The organism is Pseudomonas sp. LAMO17WK12:I10, assembly GCF_900215185.1.
GTDB lineage: Bacteria > Pseudomonadota > Gammaproteobacteria > Pseudomonadales > Pseudomonadaceae > Aquipseudomonas > Aquipseudomonas chlororaphis.
This window is the reverse complement of sequence record NZ_OBDX01000035.1, coordinates 58,512-73,895: the sequence shown is the minus strand read 5'-3', so window position 1 is coordinate 73,895 and position 15,384 is coordinate 58,512. Positions and strand designations below refer to the sequence as shown.

The following is a 15,384-nucleotide window of genomic DNA, read 5'->3' as shown; positions in this document are numbered from 1 at the left end:
GGGGGCCAAACAATAGAAGAACAGGACAATGGCACTCAGAACAAGGCGATCTGTTCATGGTAACACCTGCTCCGAGCGGTTTCGTGGTGATGCCCAGGCGCTGGGTAGTGGAGCGAACTCATGCCTGGAATGAGAGGGCTCGACGACTAATTATGCATCACGACCGGTTGTTCGCTGTGAGTGAGGCGTGGGTGTGGCTGGCCGAAGCACGCATACTCGCGCGCCGACTCACTACATAATTTTGTCTACACCCTCTTAGTTGTATTTAGTGGGCTGTCACGATGGCGGGTTTCGTGGATTCTGCTGTACTCGATTGCCGATTCACGGGTCTTGGATCATGGGCTGGTCTATCTTTTTCCAGCGCCGGCGAGGAGCCGGGCAGGGGAAAAATACCGCTGTCGAAATAACGAATATGGACTCCAATGTGGGTAGCCATGGATCTCAAGCAAAGCCTGAACACGCGGATCGTGATTGTTTTCGCCTTGATGACCGCACTGGTCGCAGGCTTCTTTGCCATCGGCATCGTCGCCACGGTGCATGTGGTGGAACGCAAGCTGACCACCATGAGCCTGGGTGGCAACCTGCACCGCCTGCTGTTGCTGGACAGTCCCGAGCAATGGAGTCATCGGCCGGAAAAGAACGAACTGTTCTTCGCCCAGGACGGCCGCGTCGACCTGATCCTGGCGCCGCCGCTCGACACCTTGCCGGAAGGCTTCCAGGAGGTCTTGTTCGAGGGGCAGCCCTACTACGCGATGACCCGTGTGGTCGATGGCCGCAAATATGTACTGCTGCGTGATCAGGTCAGCCTGAAAAAACGCGAGCGGCTGTTGTTTTCGGTGGTGGCGGTGGGCTTCGTCCTGAGTATCCTGCTGGCTATCCTCCTGGGCTGGCTGCTGGCCAAACGGGTCATGGCGCCGGTCATTCGCCTGGCCCGCCAGGTGCACCATCGTGATCAGTTGCTGGCGCTGGCACCGCCGCTGGCTCCGGACTATGCGAACGACGAGGTGGGCGAACTGGCGACCTCGTTCGACCAGACCCTGGGCCGGCTGCGGGCGGCGCTGGGCCGGGAGAAAATGTTCACCAGCGATGTCAGCCATGAGCTGCGCACGCCCTTGATGGTGCTGGCCAGTTCCTGTGAACTGCTGCTCGAAAATCCATCGCTCGACGCCCGCTCACAGGCGCAGGTCGGGCGTATTGCCCGGGCGAGCGATGAGATGTGCCAACTGGTCGATACCTTTCTGATGCTCGCCCATGCTGAAAATCGCACCTCGCATCTGGGGACCAGCGCCAGCCTCAAGGAAGTGGCGGATGCGCTGGCAGAGATCTGGGGCAAACTGATTCGCGACAAGGGGTTGGCGTTTATCTACAGCGCCGAACATGAGTCGGACACCCGCTACAACCTGACCTTCCTGCAATCGATCATGGGCAATCTGCTGCGCAATGCCTGGCACTACACCGATCAGGGTTTCATCCGCCTGAGTGTGCTCGAGCGCGGTTTTGTGGTCGAAGACAGCGGCATCGGCATTCCCGAGGAAAAGCGCAACGCAATGTTCCAGCCTTTCGTGCGTGGCGACGAGCAACGGGGAGAGGGCCTGGGCCTGGGCTTGTCCCTGGTGCAGCGCATATGCAGTCATCAGGGCTGGCGGGTGAACGTCGGCAGCCGCGAGCCCAACGGCTGCCGGTTCAGTGTCGATTTGACCAACCCTGGTGGACCGGATCGGCAATCCCCTGGTTGATTTTCACCAGCGACGACTTCGTGGGTGTGACAGCCATCGTATACTGCGCCTTGCTGGTTTTGACGACGAAGCACTGCCCGCAAGAACTGGTTTCCCAGCCAGGCTTATCGTTGTCGACAGCCATGGCGAACCTGCACTGTCTCGCCACCAACCCAATAACGATATAGAACTCCAAGAGGCTCGCTGTGTGATTAGAGCAACACCAGCCAAAAGCACATCGTTCTTCACTCTGTTGCTGCCATTGCTTCTCTCGATCGCACCGGTCCTTAAGGCGCACGAAGCCCTCGAGTTTCTGATCCCGGACGCGCCGCCCCTGACCATGGTCAATCAGGGCGATCGTCACGGCATAGTCGGTGACATTGTTCTGCGGGCGTTGAAAAGCGGTGGATATGCCAGCGAACCCAGAAGCCTGCCGTGGGCGCGGGCGCAGAAACACGCCATCGAAAATGACAACATCCTGATCGCGCCGCTCAGCCGCACGCCCGAGCGGGAAGATCGCTACACCTGGATTGCCCCGATCATGCCGATGGATCGGGCGTTTTTCAGCCTCGAGCATAAAGTGACGAGCTTCGAAGAAGCCCGGCAGCGTTTCAAGGCCATCGCCGTGGGGTTGGGCAGTGCCCAGGAAGAAATCCTGCGCAGCAAAGGCTTCGCCCCGGAGCAGATCTATGCGATCAAGATCGGCGAGAACCCCGCGCAATTGTTGTTGAAGGGCAGGGTGGACGCCTGGTTCAACGGAGTCCAGGAAAGTCGGTATATCTGGAAGCGCGTCTCAAGCCGGCCGCTGTTGATGAGCCCACCCATGGTGAGTCATGAGCTTTACCTCGCCTGTTCCAAAGTGTGCGACGCCAAGGTCGTGACTCATGTTGCGAAAGCCATAGAGACCATGCGCCGTGATGGTTATATCGAGAAAGTCAAAGAGCGCTATCTAAATAACGACCCTTTAGCAAAGTCTGGCAATTTATAACTGGCCGCTTCAGGTTTACTGACCCTGGTAGTAATTAGAGTCTGTCCGGCGAGCAAGAAAAGCTTATTCGGACAGCGCATCCTCGTTGAGCCGAATGACCTCATTGAGGCTTCTAAGGGTGTTGTTGAAGTTGTCCTTGGCATGGTTGAGTTTCTTGAATTGCTCCGCCAGTTCCCTGGTTTTTTGCTGCAATGCTTCTTCGCGTTTATCCAGTTCGACCTGACGCGCTTCTTGTTGCGCCCGCACCGTGCTGTCGGATTGCCGATCCTCATCAAGTTGCCGTTGCCGTTGCTGTAACTGCTCTTCCTTCTGTTCGAGCGCGTGCTCTTTCTCCTGCAGTTGGGACTCTCTGGAGTCCAGGGTCTGCTGTTGCGCCTGGCTGTGCAGTTTCTGTTGCTTGAGCCGATTGGCGATGCTGGAAAACTCCATCAGGCTCGCCTCGACATCCTGCAGGAAGTGCTCGGGGTCAGTGCCCGGGAAAGGCCAGGCTTCATCCTGGGGTTCGGCAGCGGGCTGCTGTTCGTCCGGTATTGGCAGGGGGCCAGCATCGGAGTAGCGGATTTCGGCTTCGGGTGCGTCTGGTTGGGGGCTTTGCGTTACGCAGCCGCCCGTAGTTGCGGTGGATTCGTGGTGTTCTTGCTCGGCGCGGTCATCCCCTTGTTCGTCGAGCTGCGCCAGGGCGGCGTCGAGTTGCTGGTCATCGATGGCTGTGGGCAAATGCTCAGCCGCCGGGCCGAATTGAGCCGAATTCTGAAAGCTCAGCAGCTTGGCGATCCACTCTTTCTTGGTGCACAACAGGCGATGGTCCGCCGCAGCGGCGGGGGGCAACTGCTGTTTGTTCAGGTCCAGCAGATGGTAGGGCACATCGCTTTCACGGTGTTCGCCGGTGGCAGCCTCGCGCAGGATCTGGCTGAACACGCGAATCGCCAGCGGCCCATCCTCGTCCGAGTCCAGGGCGCCCAGGCAGTAATTGCCCCCTTCGTTGAATAACAAAGCGATATAGACGCGCAGGTTATCGTCATCAAGGCTTTCGTTCAGGCTATAGGCGAGAAAGTTTCGACCTGCTTCTGGAACAGAAAAACTGCAGAGCAAAGCCGCTGTCAGCATTTGCTGCTCTTTGTTTTCGATGGAGATAGTGCGTAAGAGCATATGTCACCCAGTAAACTCAAGTAAAAAATATGAGCGCTAGGATACTAGGAAATAATGTCAGTTGGCGTTAAGAGCAATACTCCGGATTTGTAGGATAAATCTTATAATTCTATTGAATAGTCTTATTCATATGGATTTACACCCTCATTAAAAATATCAGCGTGTATTGTATTGCGCCCATTCCGACACAACACAGCTGTTGATCCTGTTACAACTATTCAATCTCAACCCCCTGCTGAATATGAATGGCTTTTAGCTGTTCACCTCAGACTTCTCTTGTTGAACCTGGAAGCCATGATCGAAATATCCAAACTAACCAAGTCTTTTTCCGGGCAGGTCGCGGTCGACGATCTGTCCTGTCATATCGGCCCGGGAGAAGTTCTGGGGATTCTTGGGCCAAACGGTGCAGGCAAATCCACCACGATGAAAATGCTCACCGGCTTTCTGGCGCCGACCTCCGGCACCGCGAGCATCCTGGGGTTCGACATCCGCACCCAGACCCGTCATGCCCAGCAGCAGATGGGCTACCTGCCGGAAGGCGCGCCCAGCTACAGCGACATGGCGGTACAGGGCTTTCTTGAGTTCATTGCCAGTGTTCGCGGCTATCGCGGCGCGCAGAAGCGCGAACGGGTGGACCGGGTGATCGACCTGCTGGAGCTCGGCGACGTCCGCCGGCAGACCATCGAGACTTTGTCCAAGGGCTTCACCCGCCGGGTCGGCCTGGGCCAGGCGATCCTCCACGATCCGCGGGTGCTGATTCTCGACGAACCCACCGACGGCCTCGACCCTAACCAGAAGCAACTGGTTCGCCAACTGATCCAGGACTTGGGCCAGGACAAGATCGTGATCATCTCGACCCACATCCTCGAAGAGGTGTCGGCCGTCTGCAACCGCGCCCTGATCATCAGCAATGGCCGCTTGCTGGCCGACAGCACGCCGTACGAGCTGGAGCGCAGTTCGCGTTATCGCCAGGCAGTGACCTTGCAGGCCGACGAGCCGCTGGACCTGCTGGCCCTGGTGGTCTTGCCGGGTGTGGCGGGCGTCGAGGAGAACCCGGCCGAGGGCAGCCTGACGCTGCTGGCGCGGCCTGGCGAGGTGATTTTCCCTCAGGTCAACGCACTGGTGACCGCGCGTGGCTGGAAGATGAAACGCCTGGAACTGGAGCAGGGCCGTCTTGACGAGGTCTTCCAGACCCTGACCCGGGGAGAGTCGGCATGAGACAGTTACCGGTGATTTTCAAACGTGAGCTGGGCAGTTATTTCGCCACGCCGCTGGCTTTCGTGTTCATCGAGATCTTCCTGGTGCTTTCGGGTGTCTTCACCTTCTACCTGGGCAATTTCTACGAGCGCAACCAGGCGGACCTGGCGCCGTTCTTCGACGTCCATCCCTGGCTCTATCTGTTCCTGTTGCCAGCGCTGGCCATGCGCCTGTGGTCGGAGGAGCGCAAGTCCGGCAGCATCGAATTGCTGATGACCCTGCCGGTGAGCTGTTTCGAAGCGGTGGTCGGCAAGTTCCTCGCCGCCTGGGTCGTCGCTGGCCTCACCCTGCTGTTGACCCTGCCCATGGTGCTCACCGTGAATTACCTGGGCAACCCGGATAACGGCGTGATCCTGACCGGCTATCTGGGCAGTTGGTTGCTCGCCGGCACCTACCTGGCGATCGGCTCCTGCATGTCGGCCATGGCCAAGAGCCAGGTGATCGCCCTGATCCTCGCCTTCATGGTGTGTTTCCTGTTCGTTGCCTGTGGTTTCTCCCTGGTGCTGGATGCACTCAACCCATGGGCGCCGCAATGGCTGTTGGACTTGCTGGCCTCGCTGAGCCTTCTGACGCATTTCGGCGCGATCAGCAAAGGGCTGATCGACCTGCGCGATCCGCTGTATTTCCTCAGCGTGATCGTCGCCTGGCTGATGGCCACGGTGGTGACGGTCAACCTGAAGAAAGCCGAGTGAGGACGATTCGATGAAACGCATGCTGTATTCCACTTCCGGCCTGTTGCTGATTGCCTTGCTGTTCCTGGCCTTCAACCTGGCGACCGGGCTGCTGCTCACCGGTGTCCGGCTCGACCTGACCCAGAACAAGCTCTACTCCATCAGCGCCGGCACCCGGCAGATTCTCGCGGAGCTGAAACAACCGCTCGACCTGTATTTCTACTTTTCCGACAGCGGCTCGAAGGAACTGGTGCCGATGCGCGGCTATGCCCAGCGCGTCCAGGAACTGCTCAAAGTCTACGAGCGCGAGGCCGACGGCAAGATCCGCCTGCACGTCATCGATCCGCTGCCGTTTTCCGCGGAAGAGGACAAGGCCAGCGAGTTCGGCCTGCAGGCCGTGCCGTTGGGGCAGGGCGGGGCGCCCGTGTACTTCGGCTTGGCCGGTACCGACGAGCAGAACAACGTCCAGGCGATCGAGTTTTTCGCGCCGGACCAGGAAGAGTTCCTCGAGTACGACATCAGCCGCTTGCTGCAGACCCTGGCCAACCCCAAGCGCCCGACCCTGGGCCTTTTGAGCAGCCTGCCGGCCAACGGTGGCTTCGATATCCGCACGCAGAGCAAGACCGAGCCGTGGATGCTGCTCCAGGAGCTGCGCCGGGAGTTCGATCTGCAACAGCTCAAGCCCGATACCCAGGACATCCCGAAAGACGTCGACATCCTGATGTTGCTGCACCCGAAAAAACTCTCGCAGCCGACCCTGTACGCCATCGACCAGTTCGTGCTGCGCGGCGGCAAGCTGCTGGCTTTCGTCGATCCCTACAGCGAGCAGGACTCCGGTGAGGAGTATTTCGGCATCCAGAGTAAGGACAAGTCCTCCAACCTCGAACCGTTGTTCAAGGCCTGGGGCATTCATATGCAGTCGGGCAAGGTCCTGGGGGATAACCTCTATGCCTTGCTGGAGACTTCCGAGGAGGACGGGCGTCCGCTGCCGCGGCCGTTCACCCTGGGGGTGCCGCAAGCTGCCTTGAGTCAGCAGGACCCGAGTACCGCCGGGCTGGAGTTCATTGCCCTGACCACCGCCGGCATCCTCGAACCGGTGGCCGGCGCCAGCACGCGCTTCACACCGCTGATGTACAGCTCCGACTCGGCCAAGGCCTTCGAGGCGGACCGTTTCGACAAGCCAGCCGACCGCAAGCAGATGTTGCGCGACCAGGAACAGCTCAGCCAGCGTTACGTGATTGCCGCCCGGGTGCAAGGCCCGGTACGCACGGCTTTTGCCGACGGCATCGAGGGGCGCAAGGACGGCCTCAAGGAAGCGCAGCAGGTCAACCTGGTGGTGGTGGCCGATACGGACCTGTTGAGCGACCGGATGTGGCTGGAGATGCAGGACATCAACGGGCGCCCGGCAACGCGGCCATGGGCGGACAACGCCTCCTTCGTGCTCAACACCCTGGACAACCTCGCGGGCTCGGACGCCCTGAACAGCCTGCGCTCGCGCGGCCCCTATAGCCGTCCGTTCGTGGTGGTGGAGCAATTGCGCCGCCAGGCCGAAGACAGCTTTCGCGCCAAGCGCTTCGCCCTCGAGGAAAGTCTCGAGGAAACCGAAGGCAAGCTGCAGCAGTTGCAGGGTTCATCGGAAAAGGGCGAGAGCCTCAGCGCCGAACAGCAGGCAACGGTGCGCCAGTTCCTGCAGGAGAAAACCCGCATTCGCAAGGAACTGCGCGAGGTGCAGTACCAGCTGAACGCCAATATCGATGAGCTGGGCAGGACCTTGAAGATGCTCAATATCGCCGCGGTTCCGCTGTTGTTGAGCCTTGGCATGCTGCTGGTCTGGGCCGTGCGCTACCTGCGCCGGAGCAAGGACCTGTCGCGCAAGCCTGCGCCGCTCGGCAAGGTAGCCGGCTCGCGGCGAGCGTAAGTGACCAGGGCCCGACCTGCCATTCATGCGGCAGGTCGGGCCAGCGCCAGGGCGAGGCGCTGCTACGCTGGGAGCAACTCCCCAACCTGTGACCCCGACATGACTGACCCGCTCCCGACCACGCCTGCTTGCAGCGCCCAACAATTGCTCAGCGCCCTCAACCTGGAGCCGCACACGGAAGGCGGTTACTACCGCCGGACCTTCCAGACGGACCAGCGGCCGATGCTCGCCAGCGCGGGCGGACAGCGGTACTTGATGACCTCCATCTATTACCTGCTGACCGGGGATTCGCCCATCGGCCACTTTCATCTGAACCAGTCCGACATCCTGCATTACTTCCACCTCGGCGATGCCCTCGAATACTGCCTGGTGTTCCCGGATGGCCGCCTGGAAACCCGGGTGATGGGCAGCGATGTGCTGGCCGGTCAGTGCTTGCAGCTTCACGTCCCCGGCGGTGTATGGAAAGCCTCGCGGCTGCTGCCCGGCGCGGCGGGCTACGGCCTGATCAGCGAAGCGGTGTGCCCCGGGTTCGACTACGCGGACATGCAGTTGGGCTGCAAGCGCCAGCTCAGCGAACGCTTCCCGCGGCACGCCAAATTGTTCGAGCGGCTCTGCCAGCCCTGAAGAAAGCCACCACGCCGATTGCTCATTGCGATCAATCAAGTGTCACTTGCGATCATTGTTGCGCGCGGCGCCCGGCGCTTATGGTGGCTCGGTCAATCACCGTCGAACGACAGCTCCCCGGTCCACCCCTTGCAAGCGACAGGAGAACACCATGTCCGATCTGAAACTGCATCCCCAGGCTGCCGCCTCCCTGCAACGCTGGCACGCCATGCTGGCCCAGGGTGACCTGGGCGCCTTGCCTGACCTGCTGGATTCGAAAGTGGTATTCCGTTCACCCATGGCCCATACGCCTTATCCGGGCGCGCCGGTGGTCTCGACCATCCTCAATACCGTGTTCAAGGTGTTCCGTGACTTCGCCTATCACCGTCAACTGGTCACCGCCGATGGCCTGAGCGTGGTGCTGGAGTTCAGCGCGCGGGTTGGCGAGCGGCAGATCAAGGGCATCGACCTGATCCGCTTCGACGAAGCCGGCAAGATCGTCGAGTTCGAGGTGATGATCCGTCCCATGAGCGGCCTGCAGGCCCTCGGCGAAGAAATGGCGCGCCGCCTGGCGCCCTATCTGGCGGCGAGCAAGGCGTCTGGCTGAGCGGCGGCGAGAGCAGGCCAACCGGATGGGCGCCATGACAGGCGCCCGTTTTTTATCGGGGGCACCGATGATCGACGATAGCGTCACGGTGTCTGCCAACGTCGGACATTGATTTGCGCACACGGCGACGCGGTTCCAGCTGTTCGCCAGGCAACAGTGGCTGAACACTCACGTCGTTTTGCAACAACCCGCTTGCTCCAGCCAAGCCCTTGAAAGCCAACAGATAAAGCATTTTGCCACTTGGCATGGTCGGTGCATTGGCCCAAGGGAGATTGACTATACCTATAGAAACTCGCCTATTTTTCAATCAGGTGGGGAGCAAGACCTTGAAGCATGTGTCTCTGACAACAGCCGCGACAACCGCAACAACCTTCCGTCATTCCTCTTTATTCGCCGTCGGCACCGCGGTACTCGGCCTGGCCTCTGGGGCCTCGGCCGCCGAGACTCCAGTGGCCGGCGAGAAGCGCCTGGGCACCGTCACGGTCGAGGCGGCCAGGCAGACTGCCGCGCAAGCCGCCCAGGCCGAGCTGGACGAGATCCCCGGCGGCACCAGCCTGGTGACCCAGGCCGACGTGGAGAAGGGTCGCTCGGCGACCCTCGAAGACACCCTGGCCTATCAGCCCGGGGTGTATGCCCAGGCGGCCGGCGGCAACGATGCGATCAAGATTTCCATCCGCGGTTCCGGGGCCAATACCTCGCCGGGTTACTTCCGCGAGGGCACCAAGTTCCTGTTCGACGGCCTGGCCCTGACCGGCGCCGGCGGCACGCCCTATGAACTGCTCGATACCCAGGGCCTGAACTACACCGAAGTGCTGCGCGGGGCCAATGCCTTCGAATACGGCGCCTTGTCCCTGGGCGGCGCGATCAACTTCGTGACCCACTCGGGGCTGACCGCGCCGGGTAACCGGATCAAGGTCGAGGGCGGCAGTTTCGGCTGGCAGAAACAGACCCTCAGCACCGGCGGTGTCGTCGGGGATGGCGACTACTTCGTCAGCGTCGACAACTCGCGGCGCGATGGTTACCAGGACTTCACCTTCACCAAGGCCAAGGGCGTGGTGAGCAACTTCGGTTATCGCTTCAACCCGAAACTGGAAACCCGCCTGTACGTGCGCTATCGCGAGGAGTACCACGAGAACTCGGCGCCGCTGACCCGCGCGCAGATCAAGCACGATTCGTCGAAGACCACCGCCGCCGTGCGCGATGCCCGGGGCGACTCGACCAAACGCGGCTCGACCTGGGTCGGCAGCAAGACCACCTACACCTTCGACGACGATGCGACCCTCGAGGCCGGGCTGGTGTACCACAACTACCCGCAGATCCTCAGTCGCCAGAGCAGCGTCAACCCCAACTACTGGGACTGGCGCGACATCAACTATTCGCTCAAGTACAGCCGCCACGACCAGGTGTTCGGCCTGCCGAGCACCACCACCGTGGGCTGGAGCAGCACCGAGCATATCCGCTCCGGGGTGCGTACCTACCGTGGCGACAAGGACCTGGGCGTGCTGCAGAAACAGGTCGAATACGACGGTTCGTTCGACCATGTGTTCACCCTCGGCAACGACCTCGGCCTGACCGACAACCTGTACCTGTCCAGCGGGCTCTCGGCGATCGAGATCAAGCGCGATATCAACGTCACCTTCAGCGACCGCGCCAACACCAGCGGCCTGCCGGACCATTACCGCTATGACGAGTGGAAACTCGCGCCGCGCGCCGGCCTGCGCTATTACCTGACCCCGGATGTCCAGGTGTTCGCCAACGCCAGCCGCTCCATCGACCCGCCGAGTTCCTGGTCCAGCTCCGGTTCCGGGGTCACCAGCAACTACGCCAAACCGCTGGTGCCACAAAGCGCCAATACCGTGGAGTTCGGCATCCGTGGCAAGAGCGCGATTTTCGATGGCAGCCTGACCCTGTACAAATCCTGGATCAAGAACGAGCTGCTCAACGTCGAAGTGCTCCCGGCCACCCGCACCACGGCCGCGGTGGTCTCCACCTCGAATGCCACGCCGACCATTCACCAGGGCGTCGAGGCCGGGCTCACCACGCGCCTCTGGCAAGGCGGCAACGGCGACGTGCTGAGCTGGCGCCAGGCCTACACCCTCAATGACTTCCACTACCGCAACGATCCGCTGTTCAGCCAGAACGAGCTGCCGGGCCTGCCCAAGCATGTCTACCAGGGCGAACTGTTCTACCAGTACGCCAACGGTTTCTACGCCGGCATCAACGTGCGCGCGGTGTCGAGTACCGCGGTGGACTACGCCAATACCTTCTATGCCCCGTCCTACACCCTGTGGGGCGCGCGCTTGGGCTACGACGACCCGGGCAAGAAGTGGCAGCTGTACCTGGACCTGAAGAACCTCACCGACCAGAACTACGTGACCGCCGTGCTGCCGACCTACAACGCCAACGGCCGCGACACCGCGTCGCTGTACCCGGGCGACGGCTTCGGTGCCTTCACCGGCATCGCCTACAACTTCTGAGCCAGCGCGGCTGCTGTCCGGCGCGTCCCACGACGGCGGCCGGGCGGTGGCGGGAGACAGCAATGACCCTGACCACAAGGCTTGCCCGCCTGGCGGCGCTCGTCGCCGTGATGGCGCTGGCCGCCTGCAAACCGGCCGCCGAGGCACCGGGCAGCCCGACCGCGCAAGGCGACGGCCGGCTGGACAACGGCAGCCTCAGCTACGCCGCCGAGGACTACCGCGAAAGCGCGCCCGGCAAACCGGGCGGCACCCTGCGGGTGTCGACTTCGTCCGACACCACCACCCTCGACGTGCATTCGATTTCCCACGGCAATGTGCAGTGGCTGGGACGGATCCTGTTCGACTGCCTGCTGTACCAGGACGAGCAAGGCAATATCTCGCCCTGGCTGGCCAAGTCCTGGGAGGTTTCCGCCGACGGCAAGACCTACACCTTTCACCTGCGCGACGACGTGACCTTCAGCGACGGCGAGAAATTCAACGCCCGGGCGCTGCAGGTCAACCTCGAACACATGCGCGACCCGGCCACCAAGTCGCCGTTGGCGGCGGCCTACATCGCGCCCTATGTCGATGGCCGGATCGTCGACGAGTACACCTTCGAGGCGCATCTGCGCGAAGCCTATTCGCCGTTCCTCGATGTGCTCGCCCAGTCCTGGCTGAGCATGATCTCGCCGCGGCAGATCCTCGAAGCACCGAAGACCATCGCCGAACGGCCGATCGGTTCCGGGCCGTTCGTGCTGGAAAGCTACACCCGCGACCAGGGCGCCAGCTTCGTCCGGCGCAAGGGCTACCACTGGGCGCCGCCGGTCACGCGGCACCAGGGCGAGGCCTATCTGGAGCGCCTCGAGCTGAGCATCGTGCCCGAGCCGATGATCCGCTTCAGCGCCCTGGAGTCGGGCCAGTCGGATTTCACCGTGGACGCCCCGGCGCAGACTGCCCGGGCCATTCGCGCCAACCCTGAACTGCGGATGCGCAGCCAGATCCGCAAAGGCAATCCCTTTCGCAGCCTGACCTTCAACGTCGAGCGTTTTCCCTTCGAGGACGTGCAGGTGCGCCGGGCGGTGGCCAAGGCCATCGACCGCGAAGGCCTGGCCTGGATCACCGGGTTTGGCGAGTACCTGCCCAAAGGTGACTTCCTGGCCACCAACACCCGCTACTACGACCCGGCGTTCAAGGACGTGCTGGCGTACGACGTCGACGCCGCCAACCGCACCCTCGACCAGGCCGGCTGGAGCCAGCGCGATGCCCAGGGCTACCGGGTCAAGGACGGCCGGCGGCTGGCGGCGCGGCTGTTGACCTACGAAACCGGGGCTTTCCCCGGCAGCGTGCCGGTGGCGATCCAGGCCGACCTGAAGAAGGTCGGCTTCGAGCTGGCCATCGACCTGTTGCCCCTGGCCCAGGTCATCGAGCGCCGTTACGCGAGCAATTTCCAGGCAATCGCCGGCGGCTACTGGCACACCAACACCCCGGACGGCCTGTTCATCCTCTACCACAGCCAGGCGATCAGCACGCCCAAGCTGATCGGGCAGAACGCCGGGCGCTTGCGCGATGCCGAGCTGGACCGCGCCTTGTCCGCCGCCCGCCAGCTGCAGGACCCGGTGGCGCTGGCCGCGGCCTACCGGATCGCCCAGCAGCGCTTGGTGGAAACCGTGCCTGCGGTGCCGGTGTTCGAAAGCCACGTGCTGGTGGCCTATCGCAAACAGGTCAAGGGCCTGATTTTCGACACCTCCCACAACACACCTTTTTTCACCAGCGTCTGGCTGGACCAGGAGGCCCGATGAACAGCCTGCGACTCGTCCTGCGCCGATTGTTGTCCGGGATCGGCGTGCTCTGGGGCGCCGCGACCCTGACCTTTCTCGCGCTCAACCTCAGCGCCGGCGATCCGGCCCTGGCGATCCTCGGCGGCCCGGAAGCCATGCCCAGCGCCGAGCTGATCGCCCAGGTGCGCGCCGAATACGGTCTCGACCAGCCACTGATCGTGCAATACGGCCAGTACCTCGGCCGCCTGGCCCAGGGCGACCTCGGCGATTCCTATCGCCTGCGGATTCCGGTGGTACAGGCCATCGGCGGGCAACTGGCGGCCACCGTGCAACTGTCATTGGCCGCGGCGGTGCTGGCGGTGTTGCTGGCAGTCGGGGTGGCGGTGCTGACCGCCAACCGCGCGCACTGGATTCGCTCGCTGGCGTCCGGCACCGAGCTGGTGCTGTCGTCGGCGCCGTCCTTTGTCATCGGCCTGGCCCTGCTGCTGGTGTTCGCCTTCGGCTGGCACCTGTTGCCGCCTTCCGGTTCGAAGGGCTGGCGTGCGTTGATCCTGCCGAGCCTGGCCCTGGCGCTGCCGATCGCCGCGGTGCTGACCCAGGTCTTGCGCCAGGAGCTGGAAGACATCCTCGAACAACCCTTTATCGCCATGGCCCGGGCCCGCGGCCTGTCCGAGACCGGGGTACGCCTGCGGCATGCCCTGCGGCACGCACTGGTGCCGCTGGTGACCCTGTCCGGGTTCGTCTTCGCCAGCCTGCTCGGCGGGGCGGTGGTGATCGAGCTGCTGTTCGCGCGCCAGGGCATCGGCCGGCTGATGCTCGACGCGGCGAACAGCAAGGACGTGCCGTTGCTGCTGGGGATCACCCTGCTGGCGGCGGCGATTTATGTGGTCGTCAACTTTCTGGTCGACCTGATCAATCACTGGGTCGATCCGCGCGCGAAAGCCGTGTGACGCCCCGCAAGGACCTGTCATGACTGCACATCCACCCAAGCCTCAGTCTTACTCGGCGTTGCACGAGCGCTTGCGCCCGCTGTTCGAGCGCATCGCCGCCGGCGCCATCGAGCGCGAGCAGCAACGCAGCCTGGCGTTCGACGCCGTCGGTTGGTTGCGCGAAACCGGATTCGCGGCGCTGCGGGTGCCGCTTGCCCATGGTGGCGCCGGCATCAGCCTGCCAGTGCTGTTTCGCCTGCTGATCGACCTGGCGGCGGCCGACTCGAACCTGCCGCAGATCGTCCGCGCCCATTTCGGTTTCGTCGAAGGGCGCCTGTCCAGCGGCGACAGCGCGTCCCAGGCCTACTGGTTCGCCAAGGTGCGGGACGGCCAGCTGTGGGGCGCGGCCATGGCCGAACGCAGCGACAGCACCAGCAACTCGGTGCGCCTCAGCGCCGCCGACCCACAGGATCCCGACGCCGGCTGGCTGCTGGACGGCGAGAAGTACTACTGCACCGGGGCGATCTACGCCGACTGGGTCGCCGCCGTGGCCATGCTCGACGAGGATTTCGTCAGCGTGGTGGTGGCGGTGGACGCCCCCGGGGTCAGCCGCGAAGACGACTGGGACGGCTTCGGCCAGCGCCTGACCGGTAGCGGCACCACCCGTTTCCAGCAGGTCGCGGTGCCCAACGAGCATGTGCTGCGCCGCTTCAAGCCCGGCGAGCTGCGCGCCGAGTCGTACCTGTCGGCCTTCTATCAGCTGTTCCACCTGGCGACCCTGGCCGGCATCGCCCGCGCCGTGTTGCAGGACGCCACGCTGTTCGTCCAGGGCCGCACCCGCGCCTTCGGCGTGCCGGGCCAGTCCAGCCCCAAGGACGATCCCCTGGTGCAGCGGGTGATCGGGCGCCTGTCGAGCCTGGCCTATGCCACCGAGACCCTGGTGCTTGGCGCCGCCGAGGTGCTTGAAGATGTGCACCAGGCCGAACTCGCCGGCACGGCGCAGGAGTCCGACTACGTCGAGGCGGATATCCGCGTGTACCAGGCCCAGCAGATCGTTCTCGAACAGGCGCTGGAAGCCACCACCTTGCTTTTCGAAGTCGGCGGGGCCTCGGCCACCAGCCAGGCCCGGCGCCTCGACCGGCACTGGCGCAACGCCCGCACCCTGGCCTCGCACAACCCGGCGATCTACCGCGAGCGGGCGCTGGGCAACTACTACCTCAACGGCGTCAGCCCGGGCGCCGCCTGGCGTGCCCTGCATGAGCAGGACGCGGCCAGCGGCGGCGCGCGTGACGAAGCCAGCGCGGTCTGACCCC

12 protein-coding genes and 1 pseudogene are annotated in these 15,384 nt (G+C 63.0%); 12 read left to right on the top strand and 1 reads right to left on the bottom strand.

Annotated elements, in window-relative coordinates:
• The 3 genes and pseudogenes from CRO75_RS28235 to CRO75_RS28225 all read left to right on the top strand — a co-directional run.
• Positions 1-239, top strand: a pseudogene (locus CRO75_RS28235) (IS5/IS1182 family transposase); the annotation flags it as partial.
• 195 nt (positions 240-434) lie between these two features.
• On the top strand, positions 435-1,736 hold the full coding sequence (locus tag CRO75_RS28230) for a HAMP domain-containing sensor histidine kinase (RefSeq protein ID WP_097139635.1): 1,302 nt from the start codon (positions 435-437) through the stop codon (positions 1,734-1,736).
• Positions 1,737-1,965: 229 nt separating this feature from the next.
• Complete coding sequence (locus CRO75_RS28225; protein ID WP_256596241.1) at positions 1,966-2,703, top strand: transporter substrate-binding domain-containing protein; 738 nt, start codon at positions 1,966-1,968, stop codon at positions 2,701-2,703.
• A gap of 63 nt (positions 2,704-2,766) precedes the next feature.
• Here CRO75_RS28225 and CRO75_RS28220 read toward each other — a convergent pair whose 3' ends face one another.
• Positions 2,767-3,852, bottom strand: coding sequence for a hypothetical protein (locus CRO75_RS28220; RefSeq protein ID WP_097139631.1), 1,086 nt, complete (start codon positions 3,850-3,852; stop codon positions 2,767-2,769).
• A gap of 294 nt (positions 3,853-4,146) precedes the next feature.
• Here CRO75_RS28220 and CRO75_RS28215 point away from each other — a divergent pair, with 294 nt between their 5' ends.
• From CRO75_RS28215 to CRO75_RS28175, 9 genes are all read left to right on the top strand, one after another.
• The gene (locus tag CRO75_RS28215; protein ID WP_007925682.1) at positions 4,147-5,070 is read left to right on the top strand and encodes an ATP-binding cassette domain-containing protein; all 924 of its coding nucleotides are present in this window, start codon (positions 4,147-4,149) and stop codon (positions 5,068-5,070) included.
• The gene (locus CRO75_RS28210) at positions 5,067-5,801 is read left to right on the top strand and encodes an ABC transporter permease subunit (protein ID WP_097139628.1); all 735 of its coding nucleotides are present in this window, start codon (positions 5,067-5,069) and stop codon (positions 5,799-5,801) included. The genes CRO75_RS28215 and CRO75_RS28210 overlap by 4 nt, the downstream gene beginning before the upstream one ends.
• Positions 5,802-5,811: 10 nt before the next feature.
• Positions 5,812-7,698 carry a Gldg family protein gene (locus CRO75_RS28205; RefSeq protein WP_097139626.1) on the top strand — a complete coding sequence of 629 codons (1,887 nt, stop codon included), beginning with the start codon at positions 5,812-5,814 and terminating at the stop codon, positions 7,696-7,698.
• Between the two features lie 99 nt (positions 7,699-7,797).
• Entirely contained in the window at positions 7,798-8,322 is a 525-nt protein-coding gene (locus CRO75_RS28200; RefSeq protein WP_097139624.1) for a cupin domain-containing protein, read from the top strand.
• 151 nt (positions 8,323-8,473) lie between these two features.
• Complete coding sequence (locus tag CRO75_RS28195) at positions 8,474-8,908, top strand: nuclear transport factor 2 family protein (RefSeq protein ID WP_097139622.1); 435 nt, start codon at positions 8,474-8,476, stop codon at positions 8,906-8,908.
• 335 nt (positions 8,909-9,243) lie between these two features.
• Positions 9,244-11,385 (top strand): TonB-dependent receptor, encoded by a 2,142-nt coding sequence (locus tag CRO75_RS28190; protein ID WP_239990653.1) that lies wholly within the window; start codon positions 9,244-9,246, stop codon positions 11,383-11,385.
• A 62-nt stretch (positions 11,386-11,447) separates the two neighbouring features.
• A complete protein-coding gene (locus CRO75_RS28185; protein WP_097139618.1) occupies positions 11,448-13,163 on the top strand; it encodes an ABC transporter substrate-binding protein in 1,716 nt (571 codons plus the stop codon).
• Complete coding sequence (locus CRO75_RS28180; protein WP_097139616.1) at positions 13,160-14,092, top strand: ABC transporter permease; 933 nt, start codon at positions 13,160-13,162, stop codon at positions 14,090-14,092. The genes CRO75_RS28185 and CRO75_RS28180 overlap by 4 nt, the downstream gene beginning before the upstream one ends.
• 19 nt (positions 14,093-14,111) lie before the next feature.
• The gene (locus CRO75_RS28175) at positions 14,112-15,380 is read left to right on the top strand and encodes an acyl-CoA dehydrogenase family protein (protein ID WP_097139614.1); all 1,269 of its coding nucleotides are present in this window, start codon (positions 14,112-14,114) and stop codon (positions 15,378-15,380) included.
• Positions 15,381-15,384: the final 4 nt, after the last annotated feature.